Source organism: Caballeronia sp. LjRoot29 (assembly GCF_964252755.1).
GTDB lineage: Bacteria > Pseudomonadota > Gammaproteobacteria > Burkholderiales > Burkholderiaceae > Caballeronia.
Genome location: NZ_CAXUPU020000006.1, coordinates 167,858 through 181,887, shown reverse-complemented (window position 1 = coordinate 181,887; position 14,030 = coordinate 167,858). Strand labels below are relative to the sequence as shown.

Sequence of the window (14,030 nt, the reverse complement as noted above, 5' to 3'; positions counted from 1 at the left end):
CAACGGTGACCGCGCTGTTGCGCATCTTCGCCGTTATTCAATTGAGCTCTACTCTCACGCTGCTTGCTCGCAGAGCATGTGCTCGTCCGCCGGCTCAACTCCATTACCAGCGCCGCGCAACAAGCCGCTGCCTCCCTGTACTGAACATCTCGCGCGCGATCGCTTTAGATACATGCTCGGTGTCATGCCGCAGAAACGTTTGAAATGCCGTGCGAAATGACTCTGGTCGAAGAACCCGACTTCAGCCGCGACCACCGATCCCGGCATGCCCGCCAGCAACAATGCTTGCGCGCGTTCAATCCGTAGCCCGCATAAATACCGGTATGGTGAAGAGCCAAACTGCTGGCGAAACGCGGTCGCGAATCGCGAGACGCTAAGCGCCGAGAGCTCGGCAAGTTGTGCAAGCGTGACAGGTTCATCGAAATGCGCTTCGATAAACGCCCGTGCTTCGGTCAGCGGCATGGCTTGTTTCATGAAGCCGCCGCCACAGGTTGAGCCTGCGATGAAGTTGCAAAGGCCGCGAACCGGCTGATCGAAAATAGATCGAGTGGAATCGGTGTGCTACCGGTATCGATCAGCTCGGCCAGCGTCTCACCTACGCCCGGGCCAATCTGGAACCCCGAGCCGCTGAAGCCGAACGCATAGAACAGTCCGTCAGTAGTCGAGCTGCGGCCTATCACCGGCTCGCCGTCGGGCAGGTAACCCTCCACACCGCTCCAGACGCGGATCACGTGCAGCGGAGCCATCGCGGGAACCAGGCGGCGCAGCTGCGCAATCTGGCGCACTGTGTTGATCGGCAGCACGGATGCACGTCTCGTTAGCGCATCGGCGGGACCGGGTGGGCCGCCTCCTATGATGATGTTGCCGCGCGGAATCTGGCGGAAGTAGATGCCCTCCTGCTTGATCGATGTGAACACGCCCATCGACGACTTGAAAACATAAGGCACAGGTTCAGTGACCGACATTTGCGGTCCGCTTGCGCGCAGCGGCACCGGCTCGCCGAACTGCTCAGTGAGTCTGCTCGCCCACGCGCCCGCGCAAATCACGAGCTGCGCTGCGCGATACACCACGCCTGCCGCAGTCTCCACGCGAAAGCCGCCGCCGTCCTTCTCCACCTGCACGATCTCCGTGTTCTCCACCACCTGCGCGCCCATGCGCGCCGCCGCCCGGCCGAAGGCCGGCGCGGCGAGGCGGGGGTTTGCATGACCGTCGAGCGGCGAGATGGAAGCGGCCAGCACCTCGCGGCCGAGAAAAGGGAAACGCTCGAACATCGCCTTGCCGTGCAGCACTTCGAGATTGAGGCCGTACGCCCGGGCATCGGCGGCATAGCGGTCGAAGGTATCCGCATCGTGCGCGTGATAACAGACCCGTGTGTGCCCGGACGGCAGGAATTCGACGTCCTCGCCCAGCAGCTCTTTCGAACGCTGCCACGTGTTGAGCGAGCGATTCGCCATTGCGAGTTGCGGCAGCGCACGGCCTTGCCTGCGGACACCGCCAAAATTGACGCCGCTCGCTTGCTGGCCCGTCAAGCCGCGCTCGAGCAGGATCACGGAGCAAGCGGGGTTGCGGCGTCGAAGGAAGAACGCAGTGGTCGTGCCCATGATGCCGCCGCCGATCACGATCACATCGGCTTGATGAGGGGCACCGGAAGCTGCTCGTTGTGTCGCGGTCATTCAGTTGCCCCCTCTTCCTCGACCAGCGCCACCGGCAGCGGTTTAACCGGCGCTTGCCCACGCAGCCGCCCAACGGAAGCCAGCGGCACGGACGCCGCCGCTGCGATCACTTCCGCACTCGCGTGAGCACAAAACCGGCCTTGGCAGCGGCCCATGCCCACACGCGAAAATGCCTTCGCGCGATTCGCTTCCTGCGCGCCGGTTTCGCGGACGACGCGACGTAATTCGCCGGCAGTGATGGCTTCGCAACGGCACACGATAGTCTCGTCCGGCAGCATGCTCGCAAACCGCGCCGGCCACGGAAAGGCCGCGCGCAAGCCGGCCGCGAAGCGGCTGAAGACCTGCAATTGTTCACGCAAGGCAGCCAGGCCTTCGACCTTCAAACCACTGTCCTGCATCGCAGCGAGGGCGGCGAGACGGCCTGATCGTTCAGCGGCATCCGCGCCGCGGATACGCGCACCGTCGCCTGCCAGATAGACGCCCTTCACGCTGCTGCGGCCGTCTTCATCGGTAGCGGGCAGCCATTGCCGGGTGGCGTCATCGAAGGAAAATTCGCAGCCGGCCAAGTCGGCGAGCTGCGTTTCAGGGCGCAAGTGGTACCCCATCGCGACTGCATCGCAGGCCACCTTCAAAGGCATGCCGCTTTGCAGCGCGACCTCTACGTGGCTCACGCCATGCTCCGATGAGCCGCTTATTTCCAATGGCCGCACGCCGCGATATACACGCACCCGCGCTTTCCTCAGCACGCCCATCAGAGCGATGCCTTTTTTCAGCGCGGCGGGAATGGCGAGCAGCTTCGGCAACGCGCTGAGCCGATGTAAAAGCGTGGAGGTATCGAAGACGGCGGACACCGCTGCGCCCGCTTTCACATACTGCGCAGCGACAAGGTACAGCAGCGGCCCGGTGCCCATCAGCACGACTCGGGAACCGATCGAGCACCCCTGCGACTTCAGCGCGACTTGGGCACCTCCCAGGCTATATGTGCCGGCGTAATGCCAGCCCTTGACCGGCATCAACCGGTCCGTTGCGCCACTGCAAATGATCAGCGCATCGAAATCAAGCGTGCGGTACGACGTCCCACTCACTAGATGCACGGCGTTCGCCCCGATGTTCCAGACGAGCGTCTCAGGCAAGTAGTCGATACGGCTCTTGAGCGCGTCGAAGGTCGAATGCAGCGCGGCAGCGCGTGCACTTTCGGTGCCATAGAGCGTCTCGTACGACCGCGTAAAACCGTCCGGCTGCCGTCGATAAATCTGGCCGCCGTCTCGCCGCCCTTCATCGATGACGGTTGGCCGCAGACCCGCTTCGACCAGTGCTTCGGCTGCCCGCACGCCCGCTGGTCCCGCGCCAATCACGACTACCCGCGCGGCCATACGCCCTCCCCGTCTGCAGCCAATTGCGTGACGATCGACATGCCCGCTTCCGCCGGCGTTGTACACGCACGCAAGCGCTCGCCGTCAGCGGTCCAGACCCAGCAATCCTGGCATGCGCCCATCAGGCAGAATCCCGCGCGCCTGCCGTCGCCGAATTCGGAGTCGCGCAAGGTCCGCATGCCGGTCAGCAACGCGACCATCAGCGTGTCGCCATCGGCTGCCTGGCGCGCGACGCCATCGACGGTTATCACAAACGTCTTACGCTCCGTTTCCGCCAGCCGCACGAATCGTCCGCTCATGCTTCAACCACCTCGACAGTCTGCAGCCGGCTCAACTCGTCCGTTGAATGGTGGCAAAGAATTTCGGCGCCCGAAGCCAGCTTCTTCATGGAGGGCGGCGTGGCATTGCATTTACCGTCGATACGAACCGGACAGCGCGCCCTGAAGCTGCACAGCTCGGCGATGTCCGCGCTTTCGCCCATCTGCGGCAACGCGGCGCTGCCCACCAAACGGCGCGCGTCGAGCCAACCGGGTTTCAGCGCCGGCACGGAGTCGACCAGCAAGCCGGTATACGGGTGATACGGCGGCGCCACGAGCACGTCGCGCTCGCCCGCTTCCACACGATGCCCCGCGTACAGCACGATCACTTCATCGCAGATCGAACGCACCGTTGAAATATCGTGGCTGATGAACATGTACGACACACCCAGCTCACGGCGCAGTTCTGCAAGCAGGTCGAGAATGGCCGCGCCGACGACGGTGTCGAGCGCGGACGTCACTTCGTCGCAGAGGATCAGCGCGGGGTCGGCCGCGAGCGCGCGCGCCAGGTTGACACGCTGCTTCTGGCCGCCTGACAAACCACCCGGCGCGCGCTCTGCAATCGATGCGGGCAGCTTGACGAGATCGAGCAGTTCGAGCATTCGCTTGCGCGCCGCCGACCCGCGCAGATGATGATAAAAAGCGAGCGGCCGGCTGAGGATATCGGCGATTGTATGGCTCGGGTTCAACGCGGTATCGGCGTTCTGGAACACGATCTGGATCTGCCGATATTGATCAGGAGTCCGTTTCGAGAGTTGCGCCGGGAGCGGGTTGCCATCGAAGAAAACTTCACCGCGCGCCCGGTCGACCAGACCCGCCACCACGCGCGCGAGCGTCGTCTTGCCCGATCCTGATTCGCCGATCACGCCCAGCGTGCTGCCGCGCGCGATGGACAGACTCACGTCGTCGAGCACGCGCACGGCCGGCGCGCCGTATCGGTCGATACGGCCATAACCCGCCGCTAACCCGCGAATTTCGAGCAAGGGTGCGGCGAGTTTCTGCGCCGCCGTCTGCACCGATAACACCGGCTCGGGCCGCCGCGTGGCAGCCAGTAGCTGCTGCGTGTAAACATCGACGGGCGCGTCGAGCACTTGCGCCACCAGACCATCTTCTTTTATCCGGCCGCCGTTCAGCACGACAATCCGGTCTGCCATTTGCGCGACGACCGCAAGATCATGCGACACGTAGATCGCCGTAGTACCCAACTCGCGGATCACCTTCTTGAACGCGGCAAGCACTTCGATTTGCGTGGTTACATCGAGTGCGGTCGTCGGTTCGTCGAACACCACTACCGCTGGATCCGTGATCAACGCCATGGCCGCCATCAGACGCTGCAACTGGCCACCGGATACCTGATGCGGATAACGCTCGCCGATCGTGTCCGCCTCCGGCAACGCAAGCGCACGGAACAATTCGACCGCCTTGCGACGCGCCGCGTCTTTCGTCATCAGCCGATGCAGCAACGCAGGTTCGGTTACCTGATCAATAATCGTGCGCGCCGGATTGAACCCCGAGGACGCACTTTGCGCCACATACGCCACGGTCCGGGCACGCAGTGCCCGGCGGCCTCGCTGGTCGAGTTCAAACACTTCCGTCTCGCCGATCCGCACCGACCCGCCGCTAATAGAACATCCTTGCCGCGCATATCCCAGGAGCGCCAGCGCGATGGTCGTCTTGCCCGATCCCGACTCGCCGATCAACGCGAGCACTTCGCCTTTCTTCACCGAGAAGTTGACGCCCTTGACAATCTCCGTCACCGGATCGGGGGCCGCGCCTGCCACCACGCGCAAGCCCTTCACTTGAATCATGTCGATCGCGTCGGTGTTCATTGCGCAGCTCCTTGCCCGCGGCCGCCACGGCGGCGCAGGTTATCGATCAGCAGATTCACGCCGATAGTCAGCGTCGCAATCGCGATAGCCGGCATCAAGACGGCGGGCGCGCCTTCAGCCAGCCCGCCAATGTTCTCGCGCACAAGCGAGCCCCAGTCGGCATTGGGCGGCTGCACGCCGAGGCCCAGGAAGCTGAGGCCGCTAAGCAGCAACACGATGAACACAAAGCGCAGGCCGAAGTCGGCGAGCATCGGATGGATCATGTTCGGCAGCACTTCCACGCGCGCGATGTAGAACAGTTTTTCGCCGCGAGCCCGCGCGACCTGTACATATTCGAGCGTCATCAAGTTGACCGCGAGCGAGCGCGAGATGCGGAACGCGCCGGGAATGTAGGCGAGCGCGGCGACACCCATCAACATCGGGATGGAGGAACCAAACGCGGCGATCACGACGAGCGCGAGCACCTTGCTTGGAATGGAGATCAACGCGTCGAACAAGCGGCTCAGGATTTCATCCACCCAACGTCCCGACACCGCAGCGATCAAGCCGAAGAACGTGCCGATCAGGCTCGCCATCAACGCCGCGCCCAGCGCCAGCCCGACCGTGTATCGCGTGCCGTAGAGAATCCGGCTGAGCATGTCGCGGCCAAGATAGTCGGTGCCCAGCGCGAACGCACGGCTCGACCCGGCGAATATATCCACCGACGACAGCGCACCGCTTTTATAAGGTGCAATCCACGGACCGATGACCGCAATGGTCATCCAGAATACGACCAGCACGAAGCCGATCAAACCCAGCACGGAGAAGCGTCGGTGCAGCCGTTTCAGCACGCCCGCTTTTGGCCCGGCAACTTCAGGCTCGGGGATGGCCGGGTCATTGACGATTTCATCGAGGCCCATGTCGTAGAGCTCATTGCCGGGATGGTGAATGGAAGAATTGGCAGGTCGGTTCATCGTTGACGCAGCCTCGGGTTGGATACGATTTGAGCCAGGTCGGCAATCAGCACGAGCAGCAGGTAAGCCGCGCAGAACACCATGACGCAACCCTGCACGAGCGGCATGTCGCGGTTCGTGACGGCATCGACCATGAGGCTCGCCAGGCCCGGATAATTGAAGATCGATTCCACGATCACCACGCCGCCGAACAGGTACGACAGGCTCAGCGCCACCGCATTCGCGATCGGGCCAATGGTGTTGGGCAACACATGGCGCAGGACCACGCGCATGGGCGACGCGCCCTTAAGGATCGCCATCTCGACGTACGATGCGTTGAGCTGGTCGAGCACGGCGGCGCGGGTCATGCGCGCCATCTGTGCGACGAGCACGCAGCACAGCGTCATGACGGGCATGGCGTAGATCCGCAGCAGGCCGCCGAACGACGACACCTCGGACAAATACGACAACGCGGGCAGCCAGCGCAGTTTCACGGCGAAGACCAGTACGGCGATGGTCGCAATGAGGAACTCCGGCACTGCAACGGTGGATAACGTCAGCACGTTGAGCACGCGATCGAGCAGCGAGCCGCGGAACATGGCTGACGAGATGCCGATGAAGAGCGCGACCGGAACGGACACCAGGGCGGTCAATCCGGCCAGCACGAGTGAGTTCGGCAAGCGCGTGGCGATCAGTTGACTCACGGGCAAGCTATTCGATAACGACATGCCGAAGTTGCCGGTGACAATCAGATAGAGCCACTCGAAGTAGCGCTGCAAGGCCGGCTGGTCGAGCCCGAACTGATGCCGTAGCGCAGTGACTGCTTCGGGGGTAGCCGCTTGCCCGAGTGCCTGCTGCGCGGCGTCGCCGGGAAGCAGCCCCGTAATGCCGAACACCACTGCCGACACAATCAGCAGCGTGAGCAATGCGAGGCCCAGGCGAGCAGCGATAAGTCGTGACGCGTGTGCTTTCATGATCCGCCTCCGGGGTTGAAACGGCACGCCCCGCGCGGGCGGCGTGCTTTGCTGCTGCTTTACATGACCACTAGGTGACCACTGGGTCCCGCTTCAGCTTTCCAGCCAGACATGCTCCGCGAACATGAAGCCCATCAGGCCGGCCAGCGGAATCGATCCGAGGCCTTTGAGCTTGGTCGTGAAACCGTCGAGCGAACTCTGGAACATCGGAATGCCGACACCGCCGCTCTCGTGCACCAATACCTGCATGTCGCCGTAGATCTGCTTGCGCTTGGCGTCGTCCGGATCGCCGCGCGCCGCGAGCAACATCTGATCGAACTTCGGACTCTTCCAGTTCGCTTCGTTCCATGGCGCGTCCGACTTGAAGAACTGCGTGAACAGCACGTCGGCGCTTGGGCGCGCATTGATATTGCCGAAACCCAGCGGATGTTTCATCCAGTGGTTCGACCAGTAGCCGTCGGCGGGCACACGCGTGACCTGCAGGTTCAAGCCCGCTGCGGGCGCAGCCTGTTGCAACAGCACGGCCATTTCGACCGAACCGTCGGCCGCCGGCGAGGCATAAATCTGCACGGGTGCGTTACCCACTTTTGCCTTCTGGAAGTAGAACTTGGCTTTCTCCGGATCGTAGGGACGCTGGGGAATACCCGGCATGAAGTACTTATTGGTCGGATCGATCGGCTGGTCATTGGCGATCGTGCCGAAACCCTGGAACACGGCGCGGCGAATCTGCTCGCGGTCCATGAGATAGAACATACCTCGACGAAAATCGGCGTTGCCGCCAATCCCGCCGTCGTCGCGAACAATCAGGTCCGTGTACTGGCCCGTCTTCGTCTCCAGCACGGTGAAACCCGGCGTGCCCTTGATGCGGCCTGTCGAGCGCGGGCTGATCGCGTTGATCAGCTGCACGTCGCCGGAAAGCAACGCATTCACGCGCGCGGATTCGTCGCCAATACCTATCAGCTCGACTTCGTCCAGATGCGGCAAGCCCGGCTTCCAGTACTTCTCGTTCTTCACGCCAACCGTACGCACGCCCGGCGAGAAGTCCTTGATCTTGAAGGGACCAGTGCCAATGGCCGTCTTGAAGTCGGTCGTGCCGTCCTTGATGATGAGAAAGTGCGAGGTCGCCAGGATCACCGGCAGGTCGGCATTCGCGCCTTCCAGCGTGATGGTGACTTCATTCGGGCCCGTGGCTTTCGCGTCCTTGATCTGGTCGGCGAGCGTCTTGGCCTTCGATGCCGTGGCCGGGTCCTTATGGCGCATCAGCGAATAGATCACGTCGGCGGGCGCCAGTGCTTTGCCGTCGTGGAATTGAACGCCGCTGCGCAACTTCACGATCCACACGGTCGCGTCCTTTGTTTCCAGCGATTCCGCGAGCGCCATCTTCGCGCCCAGATGCGAATCCAGTTCGGTCAGCCCGCTGTAGACCATGAATGCACGAACATAGTCCGTGCCGAGCGCGCCCTTTGCCGGATCAAGCGTATCCGCGGCGGATGCCGACTGTGTGGCCACGCGAATCTTGCCGCCCTGCTTTGGCTTCGCCTGCGCGAACGCAGCGCCGCTCGCGGTGAGCAACCCTGCCCCGGTGACCGAAGCCATGCCGGCTGCAGCCAGCGCACGCAGCACCTCGCGCCGTGACGCACCCCGGCGCGTCAGGCGCTCGAGTTCGGTCACTTCGGTCCCGGCTGGGGCATCGGCGTGTTGCAGATCTTGTTTGTTCATCGAGACTTCTCCGCGAGGGTGGCTGGGGTTGATTTTTGGTTTTTTCGGCTTGATTACATGAAAGGCTACGAATCAATAAAACACATCCTTGATGCGGTAATACGTGCCCACCAGCGGCAGGAACCACGGTTTGCCCGTGTGGCCGGGAATCGCCGGCCACTCGAATTCACGCCACGGATTGGCGCTCTCGCGGCCGTCCATGACATCGGCCATGACCTGCCCCATGTGCGTGGACATCTGCGTGCCGTGGCCGCTATAACCCATCGAAAAATAGATGCCGTCATGCTGGCCCGCACGCGGCAGCCGGTCGGCGGTGATATCGACGAGACCACCCCAGCAATAGTCGATGCGTGCCTGCGCCAAGGCCGGGAACATGGTCGCAAGACCGTCCTGCAGGATGCGACCGCTCTTCGCGTCAGAAGGCTGCTCGGACGCCGTGAAGCGTGCGCGGCCGCCGTACAGCAAACGCGAATCGGGCGTGATGCGGAAGTAGTTATGCATCAGGCGCGACGTCGTGTACGCACGGCGATTCGGAAAGACCTGGTGCACCAGCTCCGGAGGCAAGCGCTCCGTCACCACGATGAAAGAACCCACCGGTGCAAGACGCCGCCGGTACCAGCCAAACGGTCCTTGCCGCGACGGTCCGGTCGCGACCAGCACCTGGTTTGCACGAACTTCGCCACGCGCCGACACGATCCGGTACCCACCGTCAGCGGCTTTTTCTATCGATGTCACGGGCGCGTTCTCGTAGAGCTTCGCACCATGACGCGCGGCGGCGTCCGCCAGACCGACCGTGAACTTGCCCATGTGCATCTGGCCGCCATGCCGCTGCAGCAAGCCGCCGAAAAAACTGTCCGACTGAATCTCGGTCGAGATCCGGTCGCGGCCGATGATCTCGATATCGGCATCGACTTCACGCCGGATCACTTCCGCCGTCTTCTCCAGATGCGCGAGATGATGCGGTTTCGACGCCAGCTTCAACTTGCCCGATGCAAGGTAATCGCAATCGATCTGCTCTTCGCGGATCAGGCGTTCGACGGTATCGACGGCGGCTGCGTAGGCCCGATAACAACCGCGCGCCTTCTCCAGTCCAAGCTGCTGGACCAGCGCGGCGAAATCCTGGGCGACGCCGGTATTGACCTGGCCGCCGTTGCGACCCGACGCACCGCCGCCGATCCGCCCCGCGTCCAGCACCGCCACCGACGCGCCGCGCCGGCCCAACGCCAGCGCCGCCGACAAACCCGTGAAGCCGGCCCCGACCACCGCCACGTCAACGCGGCCATCGACCGGGCCATCGGTGGTTGAGCGCAGTGGCGGCGCGGTGTCGAGCCAGTAGGAGTCGAGCTTCATCCGGCGGCTTACAGTCCAAGCAGCGTGGCGAGATGCGGGATATCGTCGACTTCGGTGTACTCGTAGTACGGCGTCGACGGTTCATGGCCACGGTTGACGAAAGCCTTGTGCTTGATGCCCATGTCGTGCGCGGTCATCAGGTCATAGCGCAGGCTCGACGACACGTGCAGCACGTCTTCAGGGTTGCAGTTCAGCTTGTCGAACATGTACTCGAAGCCTTGCATGCGCGGCTTGTAAGACTGAGCCTGCTCAGCCGTGAACACGGCATGGAACGGCGCGCCGAGTTTGTCGACGTTGCTCTGGATCTGGTTGTTCGACGCGTTCGACAGGATCACGAGCTTGTACTTCTTCGCCAGCCGCGAGAGGCCTTCCGGCACGTCCGGATGCGGACCCCAGGTCGGCACGGCGGTGTAGAACTTTTCTGCCTTGGCTTCATCGAAATCGATGTTCATGCGTTGGCAAGCGCGTTTGAACGCATTCACGATCACGTCGCGATACGGCTTCCATGCACCGAGCACTTCATCGCGCCGATAACCCGAGAAGAACGCGATCAGCTTGTCCATGTCCGGACCGCTCAGCACGTCACCGTACATTTCGCGCGTCGTGTCGGCGAGGCGAAATCTGGTCAGCGTGCCGTAGCAGTCGAAGGTGATGTACTTCGGTTCGAATTCGATCATGGTGATAGTCCTATCGTTGATATGAACCCGCGCGGGGTTCAGTGGCGAAAACAGGAAAGCGCATTCCTGTTAGAGATTTAATCAGCGCAAAAACAAAGATGTCCCTGATTCGCGCAATCCAAAAACATAAAACAAGCGTTTTGCAGGGTGTCGGCAGCAGAGTCTGCGGTTCGGGTTGCTGCTGTCTTTTGGCCCCTTTCGGGGCTTAGGGTTTGCCCTTCTTTTTTGGATCTACTCGCGCAGATCGATCAGCACGCTCTTGAAGCGAAGGTTCGCTTCGTACGCCTGCCGGCCCAGGTCCTTACCGATGCCCGAGCGTTTGTAGCCGCCGGTCGGGATCATGAAGTCGGACGTCCTGCCGTAGCGGTTGACCCACACCGTGCCGGCTTCCAGACCCCGGACCAGCCGCAGCGCGCGTCCCAGGTCTCCTGTATGAACGCCCGCTGCCAGACCGTAATCGGGGTGCTGGGCGAGCGCGAGCGCTTCCTCTTCCGTATCGAAGGTCTGCAGGGTCAGCACCGGCCCGAAGACTTCCTCTTGAACCGCTTCTGAGTGCTGCGTCACGCCGCTCAGCAGCGTAGGTGCATAGAACGCGCCCGCACCGCAGCCGTCGGATCGCAGGCCGCCGCACCGCAACGTCGCGCCACCGGCAAGCGTGCGCCCGACGATCGCTTCGATACGCGCCGCCTGCGGTTCCGAGATGATCGGCGAGAGGGTTGTCCCGGATGTCCAGGTCGCGCCCGCTTTCAGTTCGCTGAAAACAGCTGCGATGCGTTCGGCCAGTTGCTCCGCGAGCGAACGCTCGACGAGCAGCCGCGAGCCTGCGACGCATACTTGCCCCGCGTTACCCGAAATAGCCCCGGCGATACGGCGCGCGACGGCGTCCAGGCGCGGGGCATCGGCGAAGACGATTTGCGGGCTTTTACCGCCCAGTTCCAGCGTCACCGGCTTCGTGCCCGTCTCGGCGCACGCAGCCATGATGGCGGCGCCTGTGCGTGTGGAACCGGTGAACGTAACCTTGGAGATTTTTGGATGGCGCACGAGCGCGTCGCCGGTCGTGCGGCCATCGCCTTGAACGATGTTGAAAATGCCCGCTGGAATGCCGGCGCGGATGGCAAGTTCAGCGAGCCGCAGCACCGAGAACGGTGTCATTTCGGAGGGTTTCAGCACCACGGCGTTGCCTGCTGCGAGTGCTGGTGCGATCTTCCACGATGCCATGACCAGCGGAAAATTCCACGGAGCGATAGCGCCGATCACGCCGTACGGTTCGGCGATCGTCATGCCGAGGTGATCGTGATCCGTGGCCGCCACATCGCCGCCAATCTTGTCGGCGAACTCCGCGTAGAAGCGAATGCCTTCGGCGGTAAACGGCACGTCCCAGTGAGTGGCATCGCGGATCGGGCGGGTTGAACCGAGCGCTTCGAGGGGGCCTAGCGTGTCGACATTGGCGGCGATCAGGTCAGCGAAACGGCGCATGATGCGGGCACGATCGCGTGGCGGCATGGTTCGCCAGCCGCTGGTGCGAAATGCCTGCCATGCGTTCTCGACAGCACGGTCAACCATCTCCGCGTCCGCGAGCGGCACCGAGGCATACACCATGCCATCCGATGGCCGTGCGACGTCGATGCGGCGTGCGCCTTCATCCACGTAGTCGCCGCCAATAAAATGGCCGCTGCGTACGATGACGGCGGCGGGATCGAAGCTATCCATATGAAGATCCTTTGAGTAGCACTTTGACTAGCGGTCTTGGTAGCGGCCGCGAATGCTGCGTGGCTTTATGAAATCGTAGGGCTAGGTGCGCAGCATTTATCGTCGACAAAAACATTGGCTCGGCAGATCACACGCGTTATGAGGGTGCGGACATGCCGTTTTGCATTGAAGTTCGTGCGGCGCGGCTCCGGGGTCCTTTCATGAAAAGATCGTCCTAGTCACGTTGTTTGTGGGATGCGAGAGTGGTGGCGTGAGACCTGAGCTTGATTTGAGCCTGGATAAGAGAAGTCTGATGAGGGGTTGCTGAGCGGCTGAAGTGAAGGCCATCGAGGGAGGTCGGCGTGTCCGAGCGATTCAATGAACGAGATAGCGAACCAGTTACCTATAGATCTTTTACCGGCGACGATATTGCCGCGGCGCATGCGTTGACTGTTGAATTGAAGTGGCCGCATCGGGCGGATGACTGGCGTTTCGTGGTGCAGGCGGGCGCGGGGTTTGTCGCGGAGGTGTCGGAGGGGGTGATTGGCACGGTGTTGTACTGGACTTACGGGGCTGAGCGCGCGTCGTTGGGGATGGTGATTGTGTCGCCGGCCTGGCAGGGCCGAGGGATCGGTAAGCGGTTGATGGAACTGGTGCTTGAGCAACTGGGTGGGCGCGTTACGTTTTTGCACGCGACGGTGGCTGGCCAGCCGTTGTATGAGAAGTTAGGTTTCCGTGCGGTGGGGTCGCTTGACCAGCATCAGGGAGCGGCGTTCCAGCCGCCTTTGGTGTCATTACCGCCGGGTGAGCGGTTGCGGCCGCTTGGGGCTAACGATGCGCCTCGGTTGATCGAACTGGCTTCGCGGGCGTGCGGGCTGGATCGGAGTGAGGTGTTGCCGGCGTTGCTTGGGACTGCGGATGGGATTGCACTGGATCACGACGGCGAGTTGCTTGGATTTGCCTTGTTCAGGCGTTTCGGGCGAGGTTTTGCGATTGGGCCGGTGGTAGCGCCGGATGCGCCTGATTCGAGCCGGGCGAAGGCATTGATCAGTCATTGGCTGGCGTTGAACGAGGGGATGTTTGTTCGTATCGATACCCCGGGGGATAGTGGGTTGACGGAGTGGTTGGACGGGTTGGGTTTGCCACGGGTTGATACGGTGGTCAAAATGGTTTTGAATGGGCCGGACGACGGTTTGGTCGGGGCGTTTCCTCCCGCGGATGCTGACTTTAAACAGTTTGGGATTATTAATCAGGCTTTAATGTAAGTGGCCGATGGGGGTTGTTCGCACTTGGGGTTAGTGGGGTGGGGTGTTGGTTCTGGGGTTAGCGGTCGGGTTCAATGCCAGGGGTGGTTCTTGCGTTAGCGGTCGGGTTCAATGCCGAGGGTGGTTCTTGCGTTAGCGGTCGGGTTCAATGCCGGGTTGCTGCTTTCCAGGTCTTCGCGGGTTTAGTGTTGGATGTTTTCTTTATCACTATTAGCCACTGCGCGTGGCAGCG

12 protein-coding genes are annotated in these 14,030 nt (G+C 62.4%); 1 reads left to right on the top strand and 11 read right to left on the bottom strand.

Annotation, left to right across the window (positions count from 1 at the left end):
- Positions 1-54: 54 nt before the first annotated feature.
- The 11 genes from ACSQ83_RS10005 to ACSQ83_RS09955 all read right to left on the bottom strand — a co-directional run bounded on the left by ACSQ83_RS10005 (position 55) and on the right by ACSQ83_RS09955 (position 12,554).
- Positions 55-474, bottom strand: coding sequence for a helix-turn-helix domain-containing protein (locus ACSQ83_RS10005; protein WP_436228011.1), 420 nt, complete (start codon positions 472-474; stop codon positions 55-57).
- Positions 471-1,673 carry an NAD(P)/FAD-dependent oxidoreductase gene (locus tag ACSQ83_RS10000; RefSeq protein WP_436228010.1) on the bottom strand — a complete coding sequence of 401 codons (1,203 nt, stop codon included), beginning with the start codon at positions 1,671-1,673 and terminating at the stop codon, positions 471-473. The genes ACSQ83_RS10005 and ACSQ83_RS10000 overlap by 4 nt, the downstream gene beginning before the upstream one ends.
- Positions 1,670-3,046: an FAD-dependent oxidoreductase gene (locus tag ACSQ83_RS09995; protein WP_436228009.1), complete on the bottom strand. Its 1,377-nt coding sequence runs from the start codon at positions 3,044-3,046 to the stop codon at positions 1,670-1,672. The genes ACSQ83_RS10000 and ACSQ83_RS09995 overlap by 4 nt, the downstream gene beginning before the upstream one ends.
- The gene (locus ACSQ83_RS09990; RefSeq protein WP_414951709.1) at positions 3,031-3,345 is read right to left on the bottom strand and encodes a (2Fe-2S)-binding protein; all 315 of its coding nucleotides are present in this window, start codon (positions 3,343-3,345) and stop codon (positions 3,031-3,033) included. The genes ACSQ83_RS09995 and ACSQ83_RS09990 overlap by 16 nt, the downstream gene beginning before the upstream one ends.
- The gene (locus ACSQ83_RS09985) at positions 3,342-5,192 is read right to left on the bottom strand and encodes an ABC transporter ATP-binding protein (RefSeq protein ID WP_436228008.1); all 1,851 of its coding nucleotides are present in this window, start codon (positions 5,190-5,192) and stop codon (positions 3,342-3,344) included. Before ACSQ83_RS09985 ends, ACSQ83_RS09990 begins: the two co-directional genes overlap by 4 nt.
- Positions 5,189-6,145: an ABC transporter permease gene (locus tag ACSQ83_RS09980; RefSeq protein WP_414951707.1), complete on the bottom strand. Its 957-nt coding sequence runs from the start codon at positions 6,143-6,145 to the stop codon at positions 5,189-5,191. The genes ACSQ83_RS09985 and ACSQ83_RS09980 overlap by 4 nt, the downstream gene beginning before the upstream one ends.
- The gene (locus tag ACSQ83_RS09975) at positions 6,142-7,098 is read right to left on the bottom strand and encodes an ABC transporter permease (protein ID WP_414951706.1); all 957 of its coding nucleotides are present in this window, start codon (positions 7,096-7,098) and stop codon (positions 6,142-6,144) included. The genes ACSQ83_RS09980 and ACSQ83_RS09975 overlap by 4 nt, the downstream gene beginning before the upstream one ends.
- A gap of 93 nt (positions 7,099-7,191) precedes the next feature.
- Positions 7,192-8,817, bottom strand: a complete 1,626-nt coding sequence (locus tag ACSQ83_RS09970; RefSeq protein ID WP_436228007.1) for an ABC transporter substrate-binding protein — start codon at positions 8,815-8,817, stop codon at positions 7,192-7,194.
- 72 nt (positions 8,818-8,889) lie between these two features.
- Positions 8,890-10,167, bottom strand: coding sequence for an NAD(P)/FAD-dependent oxidoreductase (locus tag ACSQ83_RS09965; protein ID WP_414951704.1), 1,278 nt, complete (start codon positions 10,165-10,167; stop codon positions 8,890-8,892).
- Positions 10,168-10,175: 8 nt separating this feature from the next.
- Complete coding sequence (locus tag ACSQ83_RS09960) at positions 10,176-10,844, bottom strand: haloacid dehalogenase type II (RefSeq protein ID WP_414951703.1); 669 nt, start codon at positions 10,842-10,844, stop codon at positions 10,176-10,178.
- Between the two features lie 231 nt (positions 10,845-11,075).
- Positions 11,076-12,554 carry an aldehyde dehydrogenase family protein gene (locus tag ACSQ83_RS09955; RefSeq protein ID WP_436228006.1) on the bottom strand — a complete coding sequence of 493 codons (1,479 nt, stop codon included), beginning with the start codon at positions 12,552-12,554 and terminating at the stop codon, positions 11,076-11,078.
- Between the two features lie 341 nt (positions 12,555-12,895).
- On the opposite strand from ACSQ83_RS09955, the gene ACSQ83_RS09950 reads away from it, so the two are divergent.
- Positions 12,896-13,798, top strand: a complete 903-nt coding sequence (locus ACSQ83_RS09950) for a GNAT family N-acetyltransferase (protein WP_436228005.1) — start codon at positions 12,896-12,898, stop codon at positions 13,796-13,798.
- The last annotated feature ends 232 nt before the right edge of the window (positions 13,799-14,030 follow it).

What these genes read in the sequence shown, in the direction of transcription:
- ACSQ83_RS10005 (WP_436228011.1), bottom strand. Translation starts at nt 474, where the DNA reads ATGAAACAAGCCATGCCGCTGACCGAAGCACGGGCGTTTATCGAAGCG.
- ACSQ83_RS10000 (WP_436228010.1), bottom strand. Translation starts at nt 1,673, where the DNA reads ATGACCGCGACACAACGAGCAGCTTCCGGTGCCCCTCATCAAGCCGAT.
- ACSQ83_RS09995 (WP_436228009.1), bottom strand. Translation starts at nt 3,046, where the DNA reads ATGGCCGCGCGGGTAGTCGTGATTGGCGCGGGACCAGCGGGCGTGCGG.
- ACSQ83_RS09990 (WP_414951709.1), bottom strand. Translation starts at nt 3,345, where the DNA reads ATGAGCGGACGATTCGTGCGGCTGGCGGAAACGGAGCGTAAGACGTTT.
- ACSQ83_RS09985 (WP_436228008.1), bottom strand. Translation starts at nt 5,192, where the DNA reads ATGAACACCGACGCGATCGACATGATTCAAGTGAAGGGCTTGCGCGTG.
- ACSQ83_RS09980 (WP_414951707.1), bottom strand. Translation starts at nt 6,145, where the DNA reads ATGAACCGACCTGCCAATTCTTCCATTCACCATCCCGGCAATGAGCTC.
- ACSQ83_RS09975 (WP_414951706.1), bottom strand. Translation starts at nt 7,098, where the DNA reads ATGAAAGCACACGCGTCACGACTTATCGCTGCTCGCCTGGGCCTCGCA.
- ACSQ83_RS09970 (WP_436228007.1), bottom strand. Translation starts at nt 8,817, where the DNA reads ATGAACAAACAAGATCTGCAACACGCCGATGCCCCAGCCGGGACCGAA.
- ACSQ83_RS09965 (WP_414951704.1), bottom strand. Translation starts at nt 10,167, where the DNA reads ATGAAGCTCGACTCCTACTGGCTCGACACCGCGCCGCCACTGCGCTCA.
- ACSQ83_RS09960 (WP_414951703.1), bottom strand. Translation starts at nt 10,844, where the DNA reads ATGATCGAATTCGAACCGAAGTACATCACCTTCGACTGCTACGGCACG.
- ACSQ83_RS09955 (WP_436228006.1), bottom strand. Translation starts at nt 12,554, where the DNA reads ATGGATAGCTTCGATCCCGCCGCCGTCATCGTACGCAGCGGCCATTTT.